The organism is Shewanella sp. OMA3-2 (assembly GCF_021513195.1).
Classification (GTDB): Bacteria; Pseudomonadota; Gammaproteobacteria; order Enterobacterales; family Shewanellaceae; genus Shewanella.
Genome location: NZ_CP090974.1, coordinates 1,518,396 through 1,535,589, shown reverse-complemented (window position 1 = coordinate 1,535,589; position 17,194 = coordinate 1,518,396). Strand labels below are relative to the sequence as shown.

General features: G+C 43.7%; 7 protein-coding genes and 1 pseudogene. 4 read left to right on the top strand and 4 right to left on the bottom strand.

What is annotated here, in order from left to right:
- Window positions 1–75 precede the first annotated feature (75 nt).
- The gene (locus L0B17_RS06800) at window positions 76–1,365 is read left to right on the top strand and encodes an HlyC/CorC family transporter (protein ID WP_235088638.1); all 1,290 of its coding nucleotides are present in this window, start codon (window positions 76–78) and stop codon (window positions 1,363–1,365) included.
- Between the two features lie 729 nt (window positions 1,366–2,094).
- Window positions 2,095–2,460 (top strand): PilZ domain-containing protein, encoded by a 366-nt coding sequence (locus L0B17_RS06795; protein WP_235088630.1) that lies wholly within the window; start codon window positions 2,095–2,097, stop codon window positions 2,458–2,460.
- 43 nt (window positions 2,461–2,503) lie between these two features.
- Here L0B17_RS06795 and radA read toward each other — a convergent pair whose 3' ends face one another.
- Window positions 2,504–3,868: a DNA repair protein RadA gene (gene radA / locus L0B17_RS06790; RefSeq protein WP_235088628.1), complete on the bottom strand. Its 1,365-nt coding sequence runs from the start codon at window positions 3,866–3,868 to the stop codon at window positions 2,504–2,506.
- 214 nt (window positions 3,869–4,082) lie between these two features.
- On the opposite strand from radA, the gene L0B17_RS06785 reads away from it, so the two are divergent.
- Window positions 4,083–6,488 (top strand): PilZ domain-containing protein, encoded by a 2,406-nt coding sequence (locus L0B17_RS06785; RefSeq protein ID WP_235088621.1) that lies wholly within the window; start codon window positions 4,083–4,085, stop codon window positions 6,486–6,488.
- Between the two features lie 40 nt (window positions 6,489–6,528).
- On the opposite strand, the gene L0B17_RS06780 is transcribed toward L0B17_RS06785, so the two are convergent.
- Window positions 6,529–7,485 (bottom strand): alpha/beta fold hydrolase, encoded by a 957-nt coding sequence (locus L0B17_RS06780; RefSeq protein WP_443019943.1) that lies wholly within the window; start codon window positions 7,483–7,485, stop codon window positions 6,529–6,531.
- A 144-nt stretch (window positions 7,486–7,629) separates the two neighbouring features.
- Window positions 7,630–8,679: a phosphoserine phosphatase SerB gene (gene serB, locus L0B17_RS06775; protein ID WP_235088619.1), complete on the bottom strand. Its 1,050-nt coding sequence runs from the start codon at window positions 8,677–8,679 to the stop codon at window positions 7,630–7,632.
- 139 nt (window positions 8,680–8,818) lie between these two features.
- Between serB and L0B17_RS06770 the strand changes: the two genes are divergently transcribed.
- Window positions 8,819–9,472 carry a YtjB family periplasmic protein gene (locus tag L0B17_RS06770; protein WP_235088618.1) on the top strand — a complete coding sequence of 218 codons (654 nt, stop codon included), beginning with the start codon at window positions 8,819–8,821 and terminating at the stop codon, window positions 9,470–9,472.
- A 373-nt stretch (window positions 9,473–9,845) separates the two neighbouring features.
- On the opposite strand, the pseudogene L0B17_RS06765 reads toward L0B17_RS06770, so the two are convergent.
- Window positions 9,846–17,005, bottom strand: a pseudogene (locus L0B17_RS06765) (Ig-like domain-containing protein).
- Between the last annotated feature and the right edge of the window lie 189 nt (window positions 17,006–17,194).

The window sequence follows — 17,194 nt, the reverse complement described above, 5'->3', positions numbered from 1 at the left end:
TTAATAATGCTGATTCAATTTATCCATTTGGGCTGCTAATATAGCGGCCAAATTACCATAACGGAGCCCCCTTCCTTGGACGCTATATCTACCAGCGCACTCCTCATTTTTCTGTTGGTTTTAATTCTGATGTCAGCTTATTTTTCTGGTTCAGAAACCGCCATGATGACCCTTAATCGGTATAGACTTCGCCACCTTGCTGGAAGCGGCCATAAAGGTGCCCAACGCGCATTAAAAATGCTCGACAGACCAGATAGACTAATAGGGTTAATCCTAATTGGAAACAACTTGGTTAACATTCTTGCCTCTGCTATCGCCACCATCATTGGTATGCGATTATTTGGCGATATGGGTGTTGCTATAGCTACCGGTGTACTGACAATTGTTGTGCTAATCTTTGCAGAAGTGACCCCAAAAACCTATGCAGCCTTACATCCAGAGCGAATTGCATTCCCTTCTAGTATTTTGCTGAAATGGTTATTGTTTATCTTATTACCAGTAGTAAAAACCTTAAACATTATTACCACAGGTTTCTTGCGTTTATTGGGCATTAAAACGGTGAAAACTAATGATGCATTAAGCCAGGAAGAATTACGTACCGTTGTACATGAAGCTGGTGCACTTATACCTCAGCGTCACCAAGAAATGTTATTGTCAATATTAGACTTAGAAAAAGTCACTGTAGAAGACATTATGATTGCGCGTTCCGATATTTACGCCATCAACATGAATGATGATTTTAAGCTCATTAATAAATTAGTCACCCAAAGTCCACACACTCGTGTATTAGTGTATCGCGACACCATTGATGATTCAGTGGGATTTATTCATTTGCGCGACGCTCTTCGTCTACAATCAAAAGAGCAATTTAGTAAGTCATCATTATTACGTGCAGTAAAAGAGCTATATTTTATTCCTGAAGGCACACCATTGAACGTACAGCTGGCAAATTTCCAGCAAAATAAAGAACGTATAGGACTGGTTGTTGATGAGTATGGTGACATTCAAGGACTTGTTACACTTGAAGATATTTTAGAGGAAATCGTTGGTGACTTCACTACATCAATGATAGCTACACCAAGCGAAGATATTAACATCCAACAAGATGGCAGCTTTTTAATTGATGCCACTATTAACATTCGTGATTTAAATAAAGAGATGAAATGGGATTTCCCTATTGATGGCCCTAAAACTCTAAATGGATTAATTGTCGAATATCTTGAGGATATCCCTGCCGCAAAAACCAGTTTACGCTTAGCTGATTACCATATTGAAGTGATTGAAGTGGCTGATAATATGATAAAATCGGTCAGAATTATGCCAAACTCCCCCATTGTTGATCCTGATGATGATATTGCAGGTTAGCAGCGAATGGTTAACCTTAAATTAGTTAACCATTAAGTAAAAGCAACCTTCGAGTTAATGCCAGTTAGTTAAGCTGAAGGGCATTTTTTCTATTTGGACACTTGCTATGTTTTAACTTAACCTCTCGAGGATACCCTGTCTATCCTCTTGAGTGAAAGTTCAAAGCGTCAAAACATTTCAATAAATGACTCATAATGTTTTGGTAAATATCCCAGGCTAGTAATCAGTAATCAGTAATCAGTAATCAGTAATCAAGCCAAGTTAGTATGGCGCTTGCGCAATCACTACAACGTAATTAAACCTCAACTCGGGTTATATAGATGGGCTTAATAGGCTAACTTCAACAGATTTAGCTTATTTCATAGCAAACTTGTTATTTGTTTTCAAACCAAGGGACATTAACACGTCAATAGCTAGCCTATTGCACGTTAAGAAAACGAAGTTAGCAAGATAAAGGCTGTTTAGTCAGCATTTATTCCCCCCTAGTCTGAGGCTAAATAGCTGGTTATGTTAATAAAACGAATATGGGCCTGCCTGGTAATCAAGTATTAAGGAACAAATCGCTTTATTCACAGCTATTAAGCAAGGTGCCTTATTCACAATTGAGTTACCCAAACTAATAATCATTAAACAAATTAATTGAATCAGGGTGTTTTATGTGTGGTTATATCGTATGCTAATTGATAATAACAAATGCAATACTGACCCTAAATATTAAAGGACAGACTAATGGACGAGAGACGCAAATTTTCGAGAATTCTATTTGGTGCTAATGCCTATCTTGCCCAGGCCGAGTCTACCTGGCGCACAACGATTCTAGATTTAAGCCTTAATGGCGCTTTGGTCGACATCCCTGAAACATTCAACGGCACACAAGACAGTAATATCACATTAGAGTTTGTACTACCTGACTCTGACATTCAGTTAGTCATGAGCACCAAGATTGTACATAAAACCAGTAAGCACTTAGGCTTACGCTGTTTACATATCGATGTTGAAAGTATTAGCCACTTACGCCGTATTATTGAACTGAATTTAGGTGATGCTGAACTACTTAATCGAGAGCTAGAAATGTTGATCCAACCCGAAGAATAAATACCCCTTAAATTTGGAATCAAATATTGATAAAAACGCACAGTTAGAGTGCGTTTAACGCTTCAGTTAATTTATTTACCCCAATAACGTCCATTCCCTCGGGCGGTTTTTTAGGCATGTTTGCCTTAGGCACTATAGCGCGTTTAAAACCGTGTTTAGCCGCTTCAATTAAACGCTCTTGCCCATTAGGCACAGGTCTAATCTCACCAGATAAGCCTACTTCACCAAAAACGACTAAATCTGTCGGTAAAACTTCGCCGCGAAAACTCGATACCATCGCCAGCAATAAAGTTAAATCGGCACTGGTTTCAGTCACTTTAACTCCACCCACAACGTTAACAAACACATCTTGGTCAGCCATCTGCAACCCACCATGGCGGTGCATTACAGCAAGCAGCATGGCTAAACGATTAGCATCCATACCTACCGCAACCCGACGAGGGTTAGACATGGCTGAACTGTCGACTAAAACCTGTAACTCCACCAGCAATGGACGCGTACCTTCCCATACCACCATCACTAACGATCCCGAGGCCGCTTCATCACCACGGGATAAAAATATTGCTGATGGATTAGCTACTTCTTTTAAGCCACGCTCCGTCATCGCAAAAACACCTAGCTCGTTAATTGCGCCGAATCTATTTTTATGTGAGCGTAAAGTACGATAGCGACTATCACTATCCCCCTCAAACATCACCGAGCAATCAATACAATGTTCTAATACCTTAGGGCCAGCTAAACTGCCATCTTTAGTAACATGGCCGACCATAATAACCGCTATGCCATGTTGTTTTGCAAATCGGGTCAAATATGAAGCGGATTCTCGTACCTGAGATACGCTACCAGGTGAAGATTGGATATCGCTCATATGCATGACTTGAATAGAGTCAATCACAATCACTTTGGGCTTTATTTGTATCGCAATATCACAAATAGTTTCAACACTGGTTTCAGACAGCATACGTAGATTTTGAGTCGGTAACCCTAGGCGATGAGCACGCATTGCGACTTGTTGTAATGATTCTTCCCCCGTGACATACAAGGCTGGCATAATTTGCGCTAATTGACACAAAGTTTGCAATAACAAAGTACTTTTCCCTGCGCCAGGATGCCCACCAATTAATATGGCACTGCCAGGGACAATACCGCCACCCAAAACCCGATCTAACTCACCAAATGTACTGGCAATACGCGGTAATTCATTTAAGTCAATTTGATCAAGTGTCTGTACTTCTTTACTCGTGGCGCCAGCATAACCACTAAACTGATGAGTACGTGTTGCACTGCTCGCGCCTAAACGTACCTCAGTGATCGTGTTCCACTCCTGGCAAGCATTACACTGCCCTTGCCAACGCGGAAAGTCTTGACCACACTCATTGCACACATATGCTGTTTTATTCTTTGCCATAATGCTCGGTTAATAAATTTAAAAGTTGAGGAAGATCGCTTTTCAGTCCAAGATATATCAAATCATAGACACGAGTTTGTACTGTAAACTTTATCATTTATCTCAAATAGGGTTAAGATTAACTTCAGACCACACTATTGATAAAGCAATGTCTTTTCATGCCGATAAGATTAACAGCCAGACACACAATAAGCATTAAAAACGATAATAGAAGATGAGCCTAGACAACCACAGCGCACTAATAGAACAATTAAAGCCTTTATTAATGGAACCTGACTTTCAGGAACTGTTCGAAAGTCTAACGGCTGATGAATCAAACTCTACCCGTTTTCTACTTAAAATGGAGCTAAACCGTATATCGGCACCGTGTACTCGTGTAATCGATTTACGTGATAAAACCGAGCTAGCATGTGAAGAGGTACTCATTGGTAACCAAAGACATTTTTTAGACATGCCCTCAAAAGAAGCCCTTGAACAAACATTACCCATTTATCGAAACCAATATACTTTAGGTGTATATGAAAAAGTCATTAAAACTCACAAAAAACGTAAACTTCTGAAACAAGAAGGTCCATCTAATGAACCAAGCTTAAATGCATCACCTTTTATAGTACCGGGCGTCGTTTTAGGCAGTTATTTTAATCGCAGTGAAGAGCGAATGAACTACAGCATTAAAATTTCAGTATCACAATCTGAATCAGCTGAAATATTAGGGGCTACGCTAGACTTATCAGTTGGCGGCGCCAGGATAAAATTACCCGTAAAACATAATCTCCAACCAGAAAAACCAATTAGAGTAAAACTGCTTGAACTGAATGAAGAGTTTTACTTTGAAGACTTACAACAAGGTGTTGATTACGCTATTGTTGATATTCAAAATAAAGATGAAAATGATATATTACGCTTAAAACGTATTGGTAGCAGTGAAGAACTCGACAAAGTTATTACTCAATTAATTAGCAGTTATAAATTCCGCTACAAAGTGGATGTCAACGACGTTATTGTCAATGCGACAGGACTAGGTTACGAACGTCATTATTTACCCCTGCAACCTCATTTACCAGTCTACATCTCAATTAAAGAAGGTAAACCTCGTATCACTCATGCCCTTCTTGGTCGAGGTAATCAACCATTACTGCATTTGTTTCAAAATGAGGATGATATTAACCAACTACCAGGAATGTTAACCAATAATCGCTTAGTGCATTTATTAAAATCGCCAGATATTACTGAACATCAGTTAATTTTCTGCTTTACTCATATTAGCAACGAAAAAGTACACTTTTATTCAGCAACATTATTTGAACTGATACAAAGTAGTCATTTAGGATTATTTTTAGGTTTTGGTTCAAAAAAATCTAGCTGGCGAGTATATAAGTTAGTGAGTCAAAAAGTGGATCATAAGCTCAATTATAAAACCTCGACACTTCCTGGCGATGATGCACAATATTCACCATTGACTGAGCAACAGTTGGCTTGTTTCAGCCATATTATTCAAGTTTGCGATATAACTAATCCGAATGTAAATTCGCAATACCAAACTTGGTTTAATAATCAAGACGTAAACCAATTAAAAACCTTTGCACAAGCAAAAATCAGTGTGAATAGCATTAAAAGAATATCAATGCCATTTACAGAGCGTCGTCATGAATCAAGATATGCCTTTAAAACATTAGTTAAAATTAAACAAGGCAATAAGATCGCTTCAGGCGTGACCCATGATATTTCTAGCCGAGGCTTACAAATAACCTTAGAGGAAGCATTCGACTTTAACTCACCGGCATCTGTAAGTCTTAGTTTCCCTAGCTTACAAGCTAAAGCTACTCAGATTGACTTAAGTGCATTACCGTATCAACTGATTAGAACCCGTTCAAACGGCAGCATACTGCATTTAAGTGCATTAATTGGTCACTCACCGCATATCGGTGTTGAGTTTTTAAATAAACTGATAAGTCACAATAAAGCAAAGTTAACTCAACTGTCAGATAAAGATGGTGAGCAAAAAGAGCTTGCTGATGGTATGAAAAATCTGATGATGCGTGAACTGGTTAGTGTGCCATATTTTATTGAAAAACAGAGTAAATCATTCTCCCTTTCCGCCATTGGCATTGGCACCAAAGTAGATGAAATCAGCCACTTATTCTCTCAAGATACCGATCAAATAATGCAATATAACCTCACACCGATCATGGCGGATGGGGTCCTAAAAAGTCAAATTACCGACCCAATCAAAACCATGAAAGCCGCTGATAATATGCGTTTTTTTGAAGTATTCATTCAAATCACTCGACACGCTCGTGGCACAATTAATCTAAATTGCAAAGTTACAGCAGATATCAGTGTAGCAGAACAACAATCTTTTATAGAACAAAGCCAAAGACTAGGCAAATTTATGGCACTAAAAGTGTATTTTGGTGCCGCAGACAAACCGGATATGACCTACATTCGGCGTGAATTAGGATATATCAATATTCATGCAAATCACAAAGCCAAACAACTTGAAGAACAACTCTTTAAAATCATTGGTATAGGTGAGTTTCTAGATATCACCTCTGAAGTGAAATTACGTTTCCCTCAACTCTGTACAGGGTTGATTAAACAAGCTCCAGCGGCCTCTTAAATATCTAGTAAAAATAAGCATTGTGATGAAGAATCAATACTCAATCATTCTGCTCAAGATACCACTTTTTAATCTGAATAAAGTGATCATCATTTGCTTGTTTGTGAGTCAACATGTCAGCATGACCATAATCGTTTAGGTAACCATGTTTTTTAGCCAACAAAGTGTATTTTGCTGCCTGAAAACCACATTCAGCCATCATATCTTGTACATCAGATGGATTACCTAATACAGTGTCATTCTCTCCTGCAATAAACCATGCCTTAGGCCAATTAACATTTTGTGCAGCAAGCGCGTAATTAAACTGATCGTCATGATCAATCCACTCACCCCTTACCCAATCTATGCTCTGAAGTAGCGATTGATGGCTCTCATTGTCCATACCAAATCGATATCGGTTAGCATCAAAAAAACCTTGCTTAGATACACAAAAAGGAGCGAATCGATTCCAGAACAGATCCACCATAAGCCATTTTCGTAATGACTTAATTTTGATAGTACGTTTACTGCCAAAGGTTAACAGTGAGGCAACACTCGTTTGTAGATCAGCAAACCGAGCCAAGCTACTTGCCATTAATACCCCTCCCCAAGAATGTGCACACCAGTGTACTTTCGATGCCATTGGATGACGTGCTAAAATAAACGATTGCACTAAAGGTAATTGTTCCCTTATTACTTCACCTTGACCCAATTCATATTGCTTATCAATCAGTGGAGTACTTTTCCCCCTTCCAGCAGTATCTAGCACATAAACATCAAACCCATGCTGCGCCATAAAACAGCCTAAACCACGCCCTGAGTCACTATAAAAGACTCTACCATTAGACATGGCGCCATGTAGCATTAAAATAGGTGTAACATGCTTACGCGAAGTTTGAGCAGGAATATAGCGCAGATGTAATTGTCCCTGTCGATAGGGAATAAACAAAGACTGTTGAGTAGGTGATATCAAAATGGCAGCTATTGGTATGTAGAGAGTAATACTATACTTAACCATAACTGCCATTAATATCAACTAAAATAGAGCAAACATCCTAAATAGTACGCCTGCTTTTATCGGCTTTACCAGCGGTAATATTAAACCCGCAATGCATAAAACCAATAAGTGCTAATTGATGTTAACGCTATATTTATCTAATTCTTACTCGGCTTGTAAACAAAAAACCAACGCGCGTAAATCTAATTTATTTACCGCTAAATTGGCTGCATTGATTAGCTTAGGCTTACCATGAAACGCAATCCCTAAGTCTGCGGCTTGGATCATAGGGATATCATTAGCACCATCACCTATCGCCACTATCTGCCCCGTTTCGATTTGCCACTTTTGAGCACACTGACCAACAACGGTCGCTTTATATTGAGCATCTACCACATCGCCCGAGACATAACCTGTTAATTTGCCATCTTCAATAACCAGTTCATTAGCAAAGGCTGCATCTAACTTTAATAAATGCATTAAATGATTCACGAATGGCATAAATCCACCGGAGGCAACAACAACTTTCCATTGATTAATCTGCAACTCAGCTAAAGATGCAGTTAAGCCAGGCATCAATGGTAAATTTTTGCATAGTGTATCAATGATAGCTGCATCTGCATTAGCAAGTTTGCTAACTCGTAAGCGCAAGCTTTGTTCAAAATCTAATTCACCTCGCATCGCACTGGCGGTTGCCGCGGCCACTTCCTCACCTACTCCTGCCAGCACAGCTAATTCATCAATACATTCTATTTGAATTGCAGTTGAGTCCATGTCCATCACTAGCAAACCACGCTGTTTAAGCAAAGGCAATGGCGCAGTTATCAATAGTAATTCAGCGGCTAAATTATGCTGAGTCACACTAATATCAAATGCAGATTTTATGTCAGCAAAAGACTGACAGGCTGAAATTTCTATGCCGATGAGATCATTTTCCCGTTTAAGTACGGTAAAATAAGCGGGAAATGCCAACTTAGCGAGCCATACATCAATATGTGGTTGTGCAGATGATTCAAATATCACGCGAACACGTTCATTCGTCAAAGGGGCTATTTCATTATGATATTGAGCTTCATCATAGCGTTGGCATAGTAGATCACCGTGCCAATACTCAGTAGTAGACGATGTTAACAACCAGGATAGAATACTGACATCACTGCGACTTTCGGTACTCTTATTAATGGCATTGGCGGATGCTAAACTACGACTGTGCATGGATCAGACCTCTTTGATTACAACTATCTACTGATGAGTTTTTAGATTAATATAATTTCCACACCCCAAGCCATGAAAAAGATGGCAATCAGGCGCCTACTAAGCGTTTCATTAAATAGAAAAATGACTAAGGATTAAAGTGATTTTTGTTAACGGTCTCAAGAAAAGACAAAAAATTAGCAGGATCATTCAGGTTATCATTGCCATAGGCTTAGTATTAGGCCTAATCAACCTTTGGCAAAGCAGCTTGAAAAACGGTCAAAAACTGTTGAGTTCACAAACTCAACTTATGGCAAGAACCCTTGCGCAACAAGCTGCAAACGGTGCTGCCCCAGCTATGTTTTTGCAAAATGATGAACAACTACGATGGCTGACAGCGACTTTAGCATCAGATCCCAAAGTGATGTCGGTTAATATTTATAACTCTCAAGGAGCCAGGTTAGCTTTTGCCCAATCAGTCACTACCGATGATTTAGCTCCTGATTCAGAAGCGTTACGTCAATTATTAGCTGACTATCCACCATTGATTGAAAATGTGATGCAGCAAGATAATAACCTTGGCTATGTGGAAGTGAGGTTAGATTTAAGTAAATTTTTTGATGAGATAAAGTACTTACACCAAGAAAACATGGAGCTATTGAAATGGATGTTGCTCGTGGCCAGCTTTATTGGTTTCTTATTGTCACGGGCCTTGTCATTTAAACGTGCTGATTTCGATCGTCGAAAAACACGTATTAAACAATTTAGAAAACATCTCGCTGCTAAAGATGAACCGGAAGATAATAGTAATTAAATGGTATAAATAAGAAATAAGAATGGGTACTTAGTGCGTAATGCCAATCAATTAAGCATTAACACTAAAATATTTAACCGACCGGTGACCGATCTTTCTCGTCTGAAAAATCCGATAGTCTTGATTATCGGATTTTTATCGAACAATCAGAAGCACTTGTACACCTCTATTTAGGTGGCCAAAATAACTGTGCCACTACAAAGGGCAAGCGAAAGAGAAGTTACCCTAAACATAATCTACAACCGGAATTTACCATCTGCTTAAAACAAGTTTTCAAGCCTTAAGCATTAGAGCGGCTCCATATCGCGATTATTGGTCTTTATACTCAATAAAAAAAGGAGCTCATTAGCTCCTTTTTCACTTCATTTATCGATTAAAAACGATAACGCAAACTAAACTGACCCGTTATAATATCATTCGGGTCCAAATCTATATATTGATACCCGATACCTAAAGACCAAGATTTTGTCATTTGATAACTAAATTGCATCCCTGCATACCAATCGGTACCGCTCATGCCTGTTGTTAGGCGACTATTATTCATGTCACTGACAATATCGGCATCCCATCGAAATAGCCCCACCGGCACTTCAATACGCCAATCTTCACGTTCCATTAGCGTGATACGCATCCCTAAGGTTATACCGTCAGCTAATATCGGGGTAACCGATTTCAACTCTTGATGATATGTCTCAGGGGTTAAGGTGCTTCCTTTAAGTTGCGCACTGCCGTTGCCAAAGTCTGAATAACCTAACTCAACAGCAAGATACGTGTTCCATTGATAACCCGCACTCACACCAAATGCAGTATCACTATCATCAACATCTATGACGGCTACATCGTTTGGAGATTGCCAATGGTGTATCTTGCTATCAGCATAGGCCTGACCTACAAATCCATCGACATACCATGTATTGGCTTCTGCTGCATTGGCTTGTGTTATCACGCTGGCCAATAACACGCTGCTTACCGTTAACCATTTCGCTCGACGGAGTAAACCACCAAACACAAGCAGGACTAATCCATATAAAGATAAGCTACCACCACCGGATTGGTTATCAATAACAACATCTTGATAGGCTTTAATTGTCACTAAGACTTGCCCTGTGGCTTCGCCACCGGCGCCATCATTAATCACATAACTCACACTATCCACTCCATCAAAGCCAGGCTTTGGCGTGTAACGCAGTTGGTTAGACTCAACCGATACCGCTCCTTGTAAGGCTGTGCCACTGACTAAAGTTAAATTATCACCGTCTATATCTGTGTCGTTAGCCAATACATTTAACAATATGCTGGTTCTATCATCCGTGTTAGCAATATCATCCACAGCAACTGGAGCACGATTGGCCACCACTGTTACCGTAAGTTCACTGCTGGCGGTACCACCTTTGCCATCACTGATACTGTACACCAACACATCGGTGCCGATAAAATCAACCGCAGGGGTATAGCTTATGTGCTGACTACCCAGTATCGTCGTATCGCCAAACTGACTACTGACTTGGCTTACCGTTAGTTCATCACCATCAGCATCACTGTCGTTCGCCAGTACATCGATATCGATACTCTGGTTCACAGACACTGTAGCCGTATCGATAACAGCCAGAGGGAGTGTATTACCGCTTAACACAACCGCCACTCCGCCTGGGTCAACAATACTGCCGTTGGCTATGCCATCGTCATCATTAGGACCGCCGTCTTGAATAGTTAACTGCACACACCAATGGCCCTCGTTTAAACCAGACTGCCATAACGTGCTGCCTGGTGGTGGACATAAACCTAGCTCGCCAACACTCGATGCAATGCTGTTTTTGTCATCAAGAACAAAGGCTTTCCAACCGTTTGCCTTATCGAACTTGCGGTACACTGCGTTAGCCGGTACAGGCAAGGCTTGTGGCAAGCTAAAGCGATAGCTGTCACCCACTTTAGATAAGTTAATGGCTTCAAAGTCATAAATACCACCAATGTTGGCCGCCATGGTATCTAAAGTTAATATGGAGGTGGGCACCTTTATACCCTCACTACCATTACGTTGCGCTGTGGTACCTAAGCGTAAACACACGCCTGATTGACTCTCTGCAAGGAAGCGTGACTGCTCATTACCCTGCTGTTGCAGCACGTTACACTCACTAATGGCATCCAGGTAATCGGCAATACCATCACCATCGGTGTCGACAAAACCTTCTTGGTTATCTGGGATTAAATCGCCATCAGAATCGCTCCCCGTCAGTGTGGGTAAGCTTGCTTTAACTAACAAGGTTAACTGCACCTGAGTTGATAAGTTAGGCGTACCATCGTCTGTCACCGTTAGGCTGATAGGGTAGCTGCCTGCATCCACTAAGCTTGGGTCAAAGTACATGCCCTGTGCATCTGTGTTTAACACTAAGTCACCGGTTGACCAGACTTCAGTCAGGCTATCTTGTACATTCACATCTTGGCTTTTGGCCTTGATGTAGACCTTACCTTCAGCCTTGCTCACTTGGGTGCGCAGCTCATTAGATTGAGTCACCTTAATGCTCGCCTGAGGCGCAATATTGGCCTCACTGATAAGCAGTTGACTCACGCGCTGGGCACTGAGGTTCACACTTGGGTCTAAGGTGATAATTAATGTTTCATCTGCCTCAGTTTCACCATCATCAAATACCTCGATGTTAACGCTCGCACTTAAGCCTGAGGTAATGTCAACAACGCCATCAACTAAGTCGTGGTCATTACCATCGCTGCTACCAGAGACAGTGTAAGGCACACGCACTGGGTACTGAGGTGAAGGGCCGTTTAAGAACACAGTCACTTTCGCTTGATTGCCTTCAGCCACCACTTGGTCACGGCTAATGGAGATTAATGGCTTCACGGTCACTTTTTGTGACTTAATCGCGCTGCGACCTAGGCTGTCGGTGGCTTGCCAGTAAGCTAAGTGCTCGCCCGGTGCAAACAACTGCTTAGTGTTCACCAAGGACACCGCAAGCTTATTGCCATCCTTATCAACCGCTGTTGCTACGCCAAGCTTAAGCTTAGTGAATAAGCCCGTCGCGTTAGCTGTGATGTCGGCTGGCACACTAATCACAGGTGCATCCGCTGAACTGTCGCCACTAATCATCAAGGACACCTTGGCATTACTGCGACCTTTTTGACCATCAGAGAGGGTGTAGCGCAAGGTTACTGGGCCAACAAAGCCCGTTGGTGCTTGATACTGAAGTTGTGAATTGACAATTTGCACGCTACCCACGTCTGCTGCAGCGCCATCGATAACTAAGATGTCTCCATCGACGTCGGTGTCGTTGTCCAATACCGCTAAGGTATAGCTGTCATTAGCAGCAAGGCTGAGGCTGTAACTGTCATCAACAGCTACAGGCTCATCATTTACCGCAGTCACTGTAATACTCACCACAGCAGGCTCTGAACTTAACGCCGCATCTTTGGCAATAAAGCGCACACTGTCATTACCATTAAAGTCGGCATTGGGGGTGTATAACCACACGCTGCCATTTTTCTCTAATGTGCCCGATGTCGGCTGAGTAACCACTTCAAAAGTGAGCGTATCATTTTCAGCATCCGTGCCGCTGAAGGTAATTCCCTTGGAACTGTCTTCATCTAAGGTGACACTGGCACTGTTAGCTACTGGTGCGCTGTTGACCTCATTCACCACTAAGGTAAAGGATTGCGTCTCAAACAGACCTGCAGCGTCGGTGACAGTTAAGCTGATGGCGTGATCACCAACATTATCTCGACTTGCGACACCCGTTAACGTGCCGGTTGCAGTATTAAAACTTAACCAAACGGGTAACGTTGGTGCACTGAAGGTGAGTACATCGCCAACACTGTCCGTTGCTGTGAGTGTGTAACTGTAGTTCACCCCTTCATCTACGCTCAGCAGTGGAGTTGAAGTGATAACTGGCGCGCCATTAGGTGTCACGCTGTTAGAAGCGGCCGATGCAGAGCTTGTACCTGCTGCACTTGTGGCCGTTACAGTAAAGGTGTACGCGGTGCCGTTAGTTAGGCCAGTCACCACTATGGGTGAGCCTGCACCGCTGACAGTCAAACCACCAGGACTTGAGGTCACGGTATAACCAGTAATCGCCGATCCGCCATTATTGGCAGAAGCCGCGAAGCTGATTGTAGCCTCTGTATCACCCGCCGTTGCCAGGCCTATCATAGGCGCATCAGCTGCGACCGCATTAACAGCAAACGTCTGACTCACTTGCGTAGCTGGTGAGAATGCCGCGTTACCTGCTTGGTCTACGTTAATGGTACAAGTACCTGTGCTGGCAAAGGTCAGTGCGCCGCCCGTAGTCACTGTACACACTGCCGTGGTGGCAGCGGTAAAGCTTGGCACTAGGCCAGAGCTTGCTGTTGCCGTTAAGGTCGGCGAGGCACCAAAGCTTTGCGCACCAGGGTTAGTAAAGGTAATAGTTTGCGGTGCAATAGGTGTCACACTATTGGAAGCACTCGATGCACCACTTGTGCCCGCGGCAGATATCGCCGTAACACTGAACGTGTAGGCAGTGCCGTTTGTTAGGCCAGTCACCACTATGGGTGAGCCTGCACCGCTGACAGTCAAACCACCAGGACTTGAGGTCACGGTATAACCAGTAATCGCCGCGCCGCCATTGCTTACTGGCGCGCTGAAGCTTACCGTCGCCTGCGTGTCACCTGCCGTAGCCGTGCCTATCATAGGCGCATCAGCTGCGACCGCATTAACAGCAAACGTCTGACTCACTTGCGCTGCTGGTGAGAATGCCGCATTACCCGCTTGGTTAGCGTTAATGGTACAGCTACCCGTTGTCACAAAGGTTAAGGCGCCGCCCGTTGTGATAGTACACACAGCTGTGGTGGATGAGATAAAGCTTGGCACTAGGCCAGAGCTTGCTGTTGCCGTTAAGGTCGGCGAGGCACCAAAGCTTTGCGTACCAGGGTTAGTAAAGGTAATAGTTTGCGGTGCAATAGGTGTCACACTATTGGAAGCACTCGATGCACCACTTGTGCCCGCGGCAGATATCGCCGTAACACTGAACGTGTAGGCAGTGCCGTTTGTTAAGCCTGTTACCACTATGGGTGAGCCTGCACCGCTGGCAGTCAAACCACCAGGACTTGATGTCACTGTATAACCGGTAATCGCCGCGCCGCCATTGCTGGCTGGCGCACTAAAGCTCACGCTTGCCTGAGTGTCTCCCGCGGTTGCCGTACCAATGCTTGGTGCATCTGCAACCACAACATTAACAGAGAAGCTCCTACTCACCTGAGGCGCAGGCAAATAACTGCCATTGCCTGCCTGATCGGCATTAATGGTACAAGTACCTGTGCTGACAAACGTTAAGGCGCCGCCCGATGTGATAGTACACACAGCCGTGGTGGATGAGGTAAAGCTTGGCGTTAAGCCTGAATCTGATGTCGCACTTAAGGTCGGACTGGTGCCAAAGCTTTGTGCGCCAGGATTGGCAAAAGTAATGATCTGGGCTGCTTTAGGTGTAATTGAATTTGAAGCGCTAGAAGCCGCCCCCGTACCTACCGAGTTAGTGGCAGTCACGCTAAAGCTATAAGCAACGCCATTTGTCAGCCCAGTCACTGTGATGGGTGAACCTGCCCCCGTACCCGTTAACCCACCGGGGCTTGCCGTGACTGTATAGCCAGTTATCGCCGAACCGCCATTGCTGGCTGGCGCACTAAAACTCACACTCGCCTGAGTATCTCCCGCCGTTGCCGTGCCAATGCTTGGTGCATCTGCAACCACGGCATTGACAGAGAAGCTCCGACTCACCTGAGACGCTGGCAAATAACTGCCATTACCCGCCTGATCGGCATTAATGCTACAAGTACCCGTGCTGACAAATGTCAGCGCGCCGCCCGTTGTGACAGTACACACACCCGTAGTGGATGAGGTAAATGCCACTATCAGCGCGGAATCAGCCGTTGCCGAAAGGGTCTGCGTGGTGCCAAAGTTTTGCGTCCCTGGGTTAGCAAAGGTAATGGTTTGTGACGCCTTAGGTGTAATTGCATTGGAAGCGGCTGACGACGAGCTGGTGCCAGCACTGTTGGTGGCGGTCACGGTAAAGGTATAAGCCACACCATTGGTTAACCCCGTCACTGTAATGGGTGAGCCAGCATTGCTGCCGGTTAAGCCACCAGGGCTCGACGTCACGGTATACCCTGTAATGGCCGCTCCGCCAGTAGAAGCTGGCGCACTAAAACTCACGCTTACCTGAGTGTCTCCCGCCGTTGCCGTGCCAATTGTCGGGGCACCGGCACAACTGCATTCACGCTAAAAGATTGAGTCACAGTAGGGGCGGCTAAATAACTACTATTGCCGGCTTGATCGGCATCAATGGTACAAGTTCCTTCGGCAACAAAAGTTAAAGCTCCACCTGAGGTGATGGTACACACACCTGTGGTCGATGACGTAAAAGTAGGTACTAACGATGAGGTTGAGGTGGCACTTAAGGTTGGAGTGGTACCAAAATTTTGCGCACCAGGATTACCAAACGTAATAGCCTGCCCCGCTTTGGGTGTAATAGCATTGGAAGCGGCTGATGACGAACTGGTGCCAACACTGTTGGTGGCAGTCACCGTAAAGGTATATACCACACCATTAGTTAATCCAGTCACAACAATGGGTGAACTGGTATCAGTGCCAGTTAAGTTACCAGGGGACGACGTCGCGGTATACCCGGTAATGGCCGAACCACCATTCGAGCCTGGCGCACTAAAAGCTACACTGGCTTGGGTGTTACCAGCTGCTGTAGTACCAATGGTTGGCGCTCCTGCCACAGTCAATACATTACTGACGGTAATACCGTTGAGCGTTAAGTCCGCAACAACTTCGGCCGGATCCGCACCAGCCGCCCAATCTTCGGCAGCCGCCACGTTGTAAGTCGTTGTATCAACCGCACTGGTGCCGTTTTTATTCAGCAGGGTATTCACCCCGCTTTTATCGGTCGCACTTAACGTCAGACTAAAACCAGTGCCTGATGTGATATCGACATTGGCAGTATCGGTGAGGGTATAAGTAGCATCACCCTCGCCGGTGAAGGTAAATTTATTGGCAACAATATCGTTGGTTGCGCCAGAAAATTGCAAAAAACCATTCCCGGTCACGCTAAAGACTGCCGTAGTTGCATTATAAGTTGCGCTACTAATGGTCGGCACGGCAACATTCGAGGCCGTAATGGTATTTGCAGTTAAATCAGAGTCTGCGGGTGCATTTACGATAAAACCAGCCGCCCCGGCAAGGTTATAGGTAGTGCCGCCCGTAGACGCTGCACCATTTTTGTTTGTAATTTGGCTATTAATTGCAGCTTTGTCTGTCGCACTTAAAGCTAACGTGAAGGTGGTTGCAGATGAAATTTCAACATTGGCAGTGTCCGTCAGCGTGTAGGTGCCGCCACCTTCCCCCGTTAAGGTAAATTTATTGGCAACTACGTCATTGGCCGGACCTGCATTGACTTCAAACCCACTGCCGGTAACCACCAAATTCCCACTAGATGCATCGTAAGTAGCTGAAGTAATTTTAACCACAGGATCGGCCGTAAAGCCCATATTATCTAAACCAAGTCGCCAATCCTGAGCCCCTGCATAAGAAACGGTTAATGAGGTAATACCAACCCAATCAGTTGGGTTTAAGGTGGCAATTGCCCCGACGATAGAGCCAGAGTCATCGGCTAGGGTAATTGCTGTGCCTGTATTTGGTGTAAAAACATAGTTAGCACTATCACTTCGGTTGGTAAA

Bases quoted from the DNA above. Each gene is read 5' to 3' on its own strand.
- L0B17_RS06780 (WP_443019943.1), bottom strand. From the start codon at position 7,485: ATGGTTAAGTATAGTATTACTCTCTACATACCAATAGCTGCCATTTTG.
- L0B17_RS06785 (WP_235088621.1), top strand. From the start codon at position 4,083: ATGAGCCTAGACAACCACAGCGCACTAATAGAACAATTAAAGCCTTTA.
- L0B17_RS06795 (WP_235088630.1), top strand. From the start codon at position 2,095: ATGGACGAGAGACGCAAATTTTCGAGAATTCTATTTGGTGCTAATGCC.
- radA (WP_235088628.1), bottom strand. From the start codon at position 3,868: ATGGCAAAGAATAAAACAGCATATGTGTGCAATGAGTGTGGTCAAGAC.
- serB (WP_235088619.1), bottom strand. From the start codon at position 8,679: ATGCACAGTCGTAGTTTAGCATCCGCCAATGCCATTAATAAGAGTACC.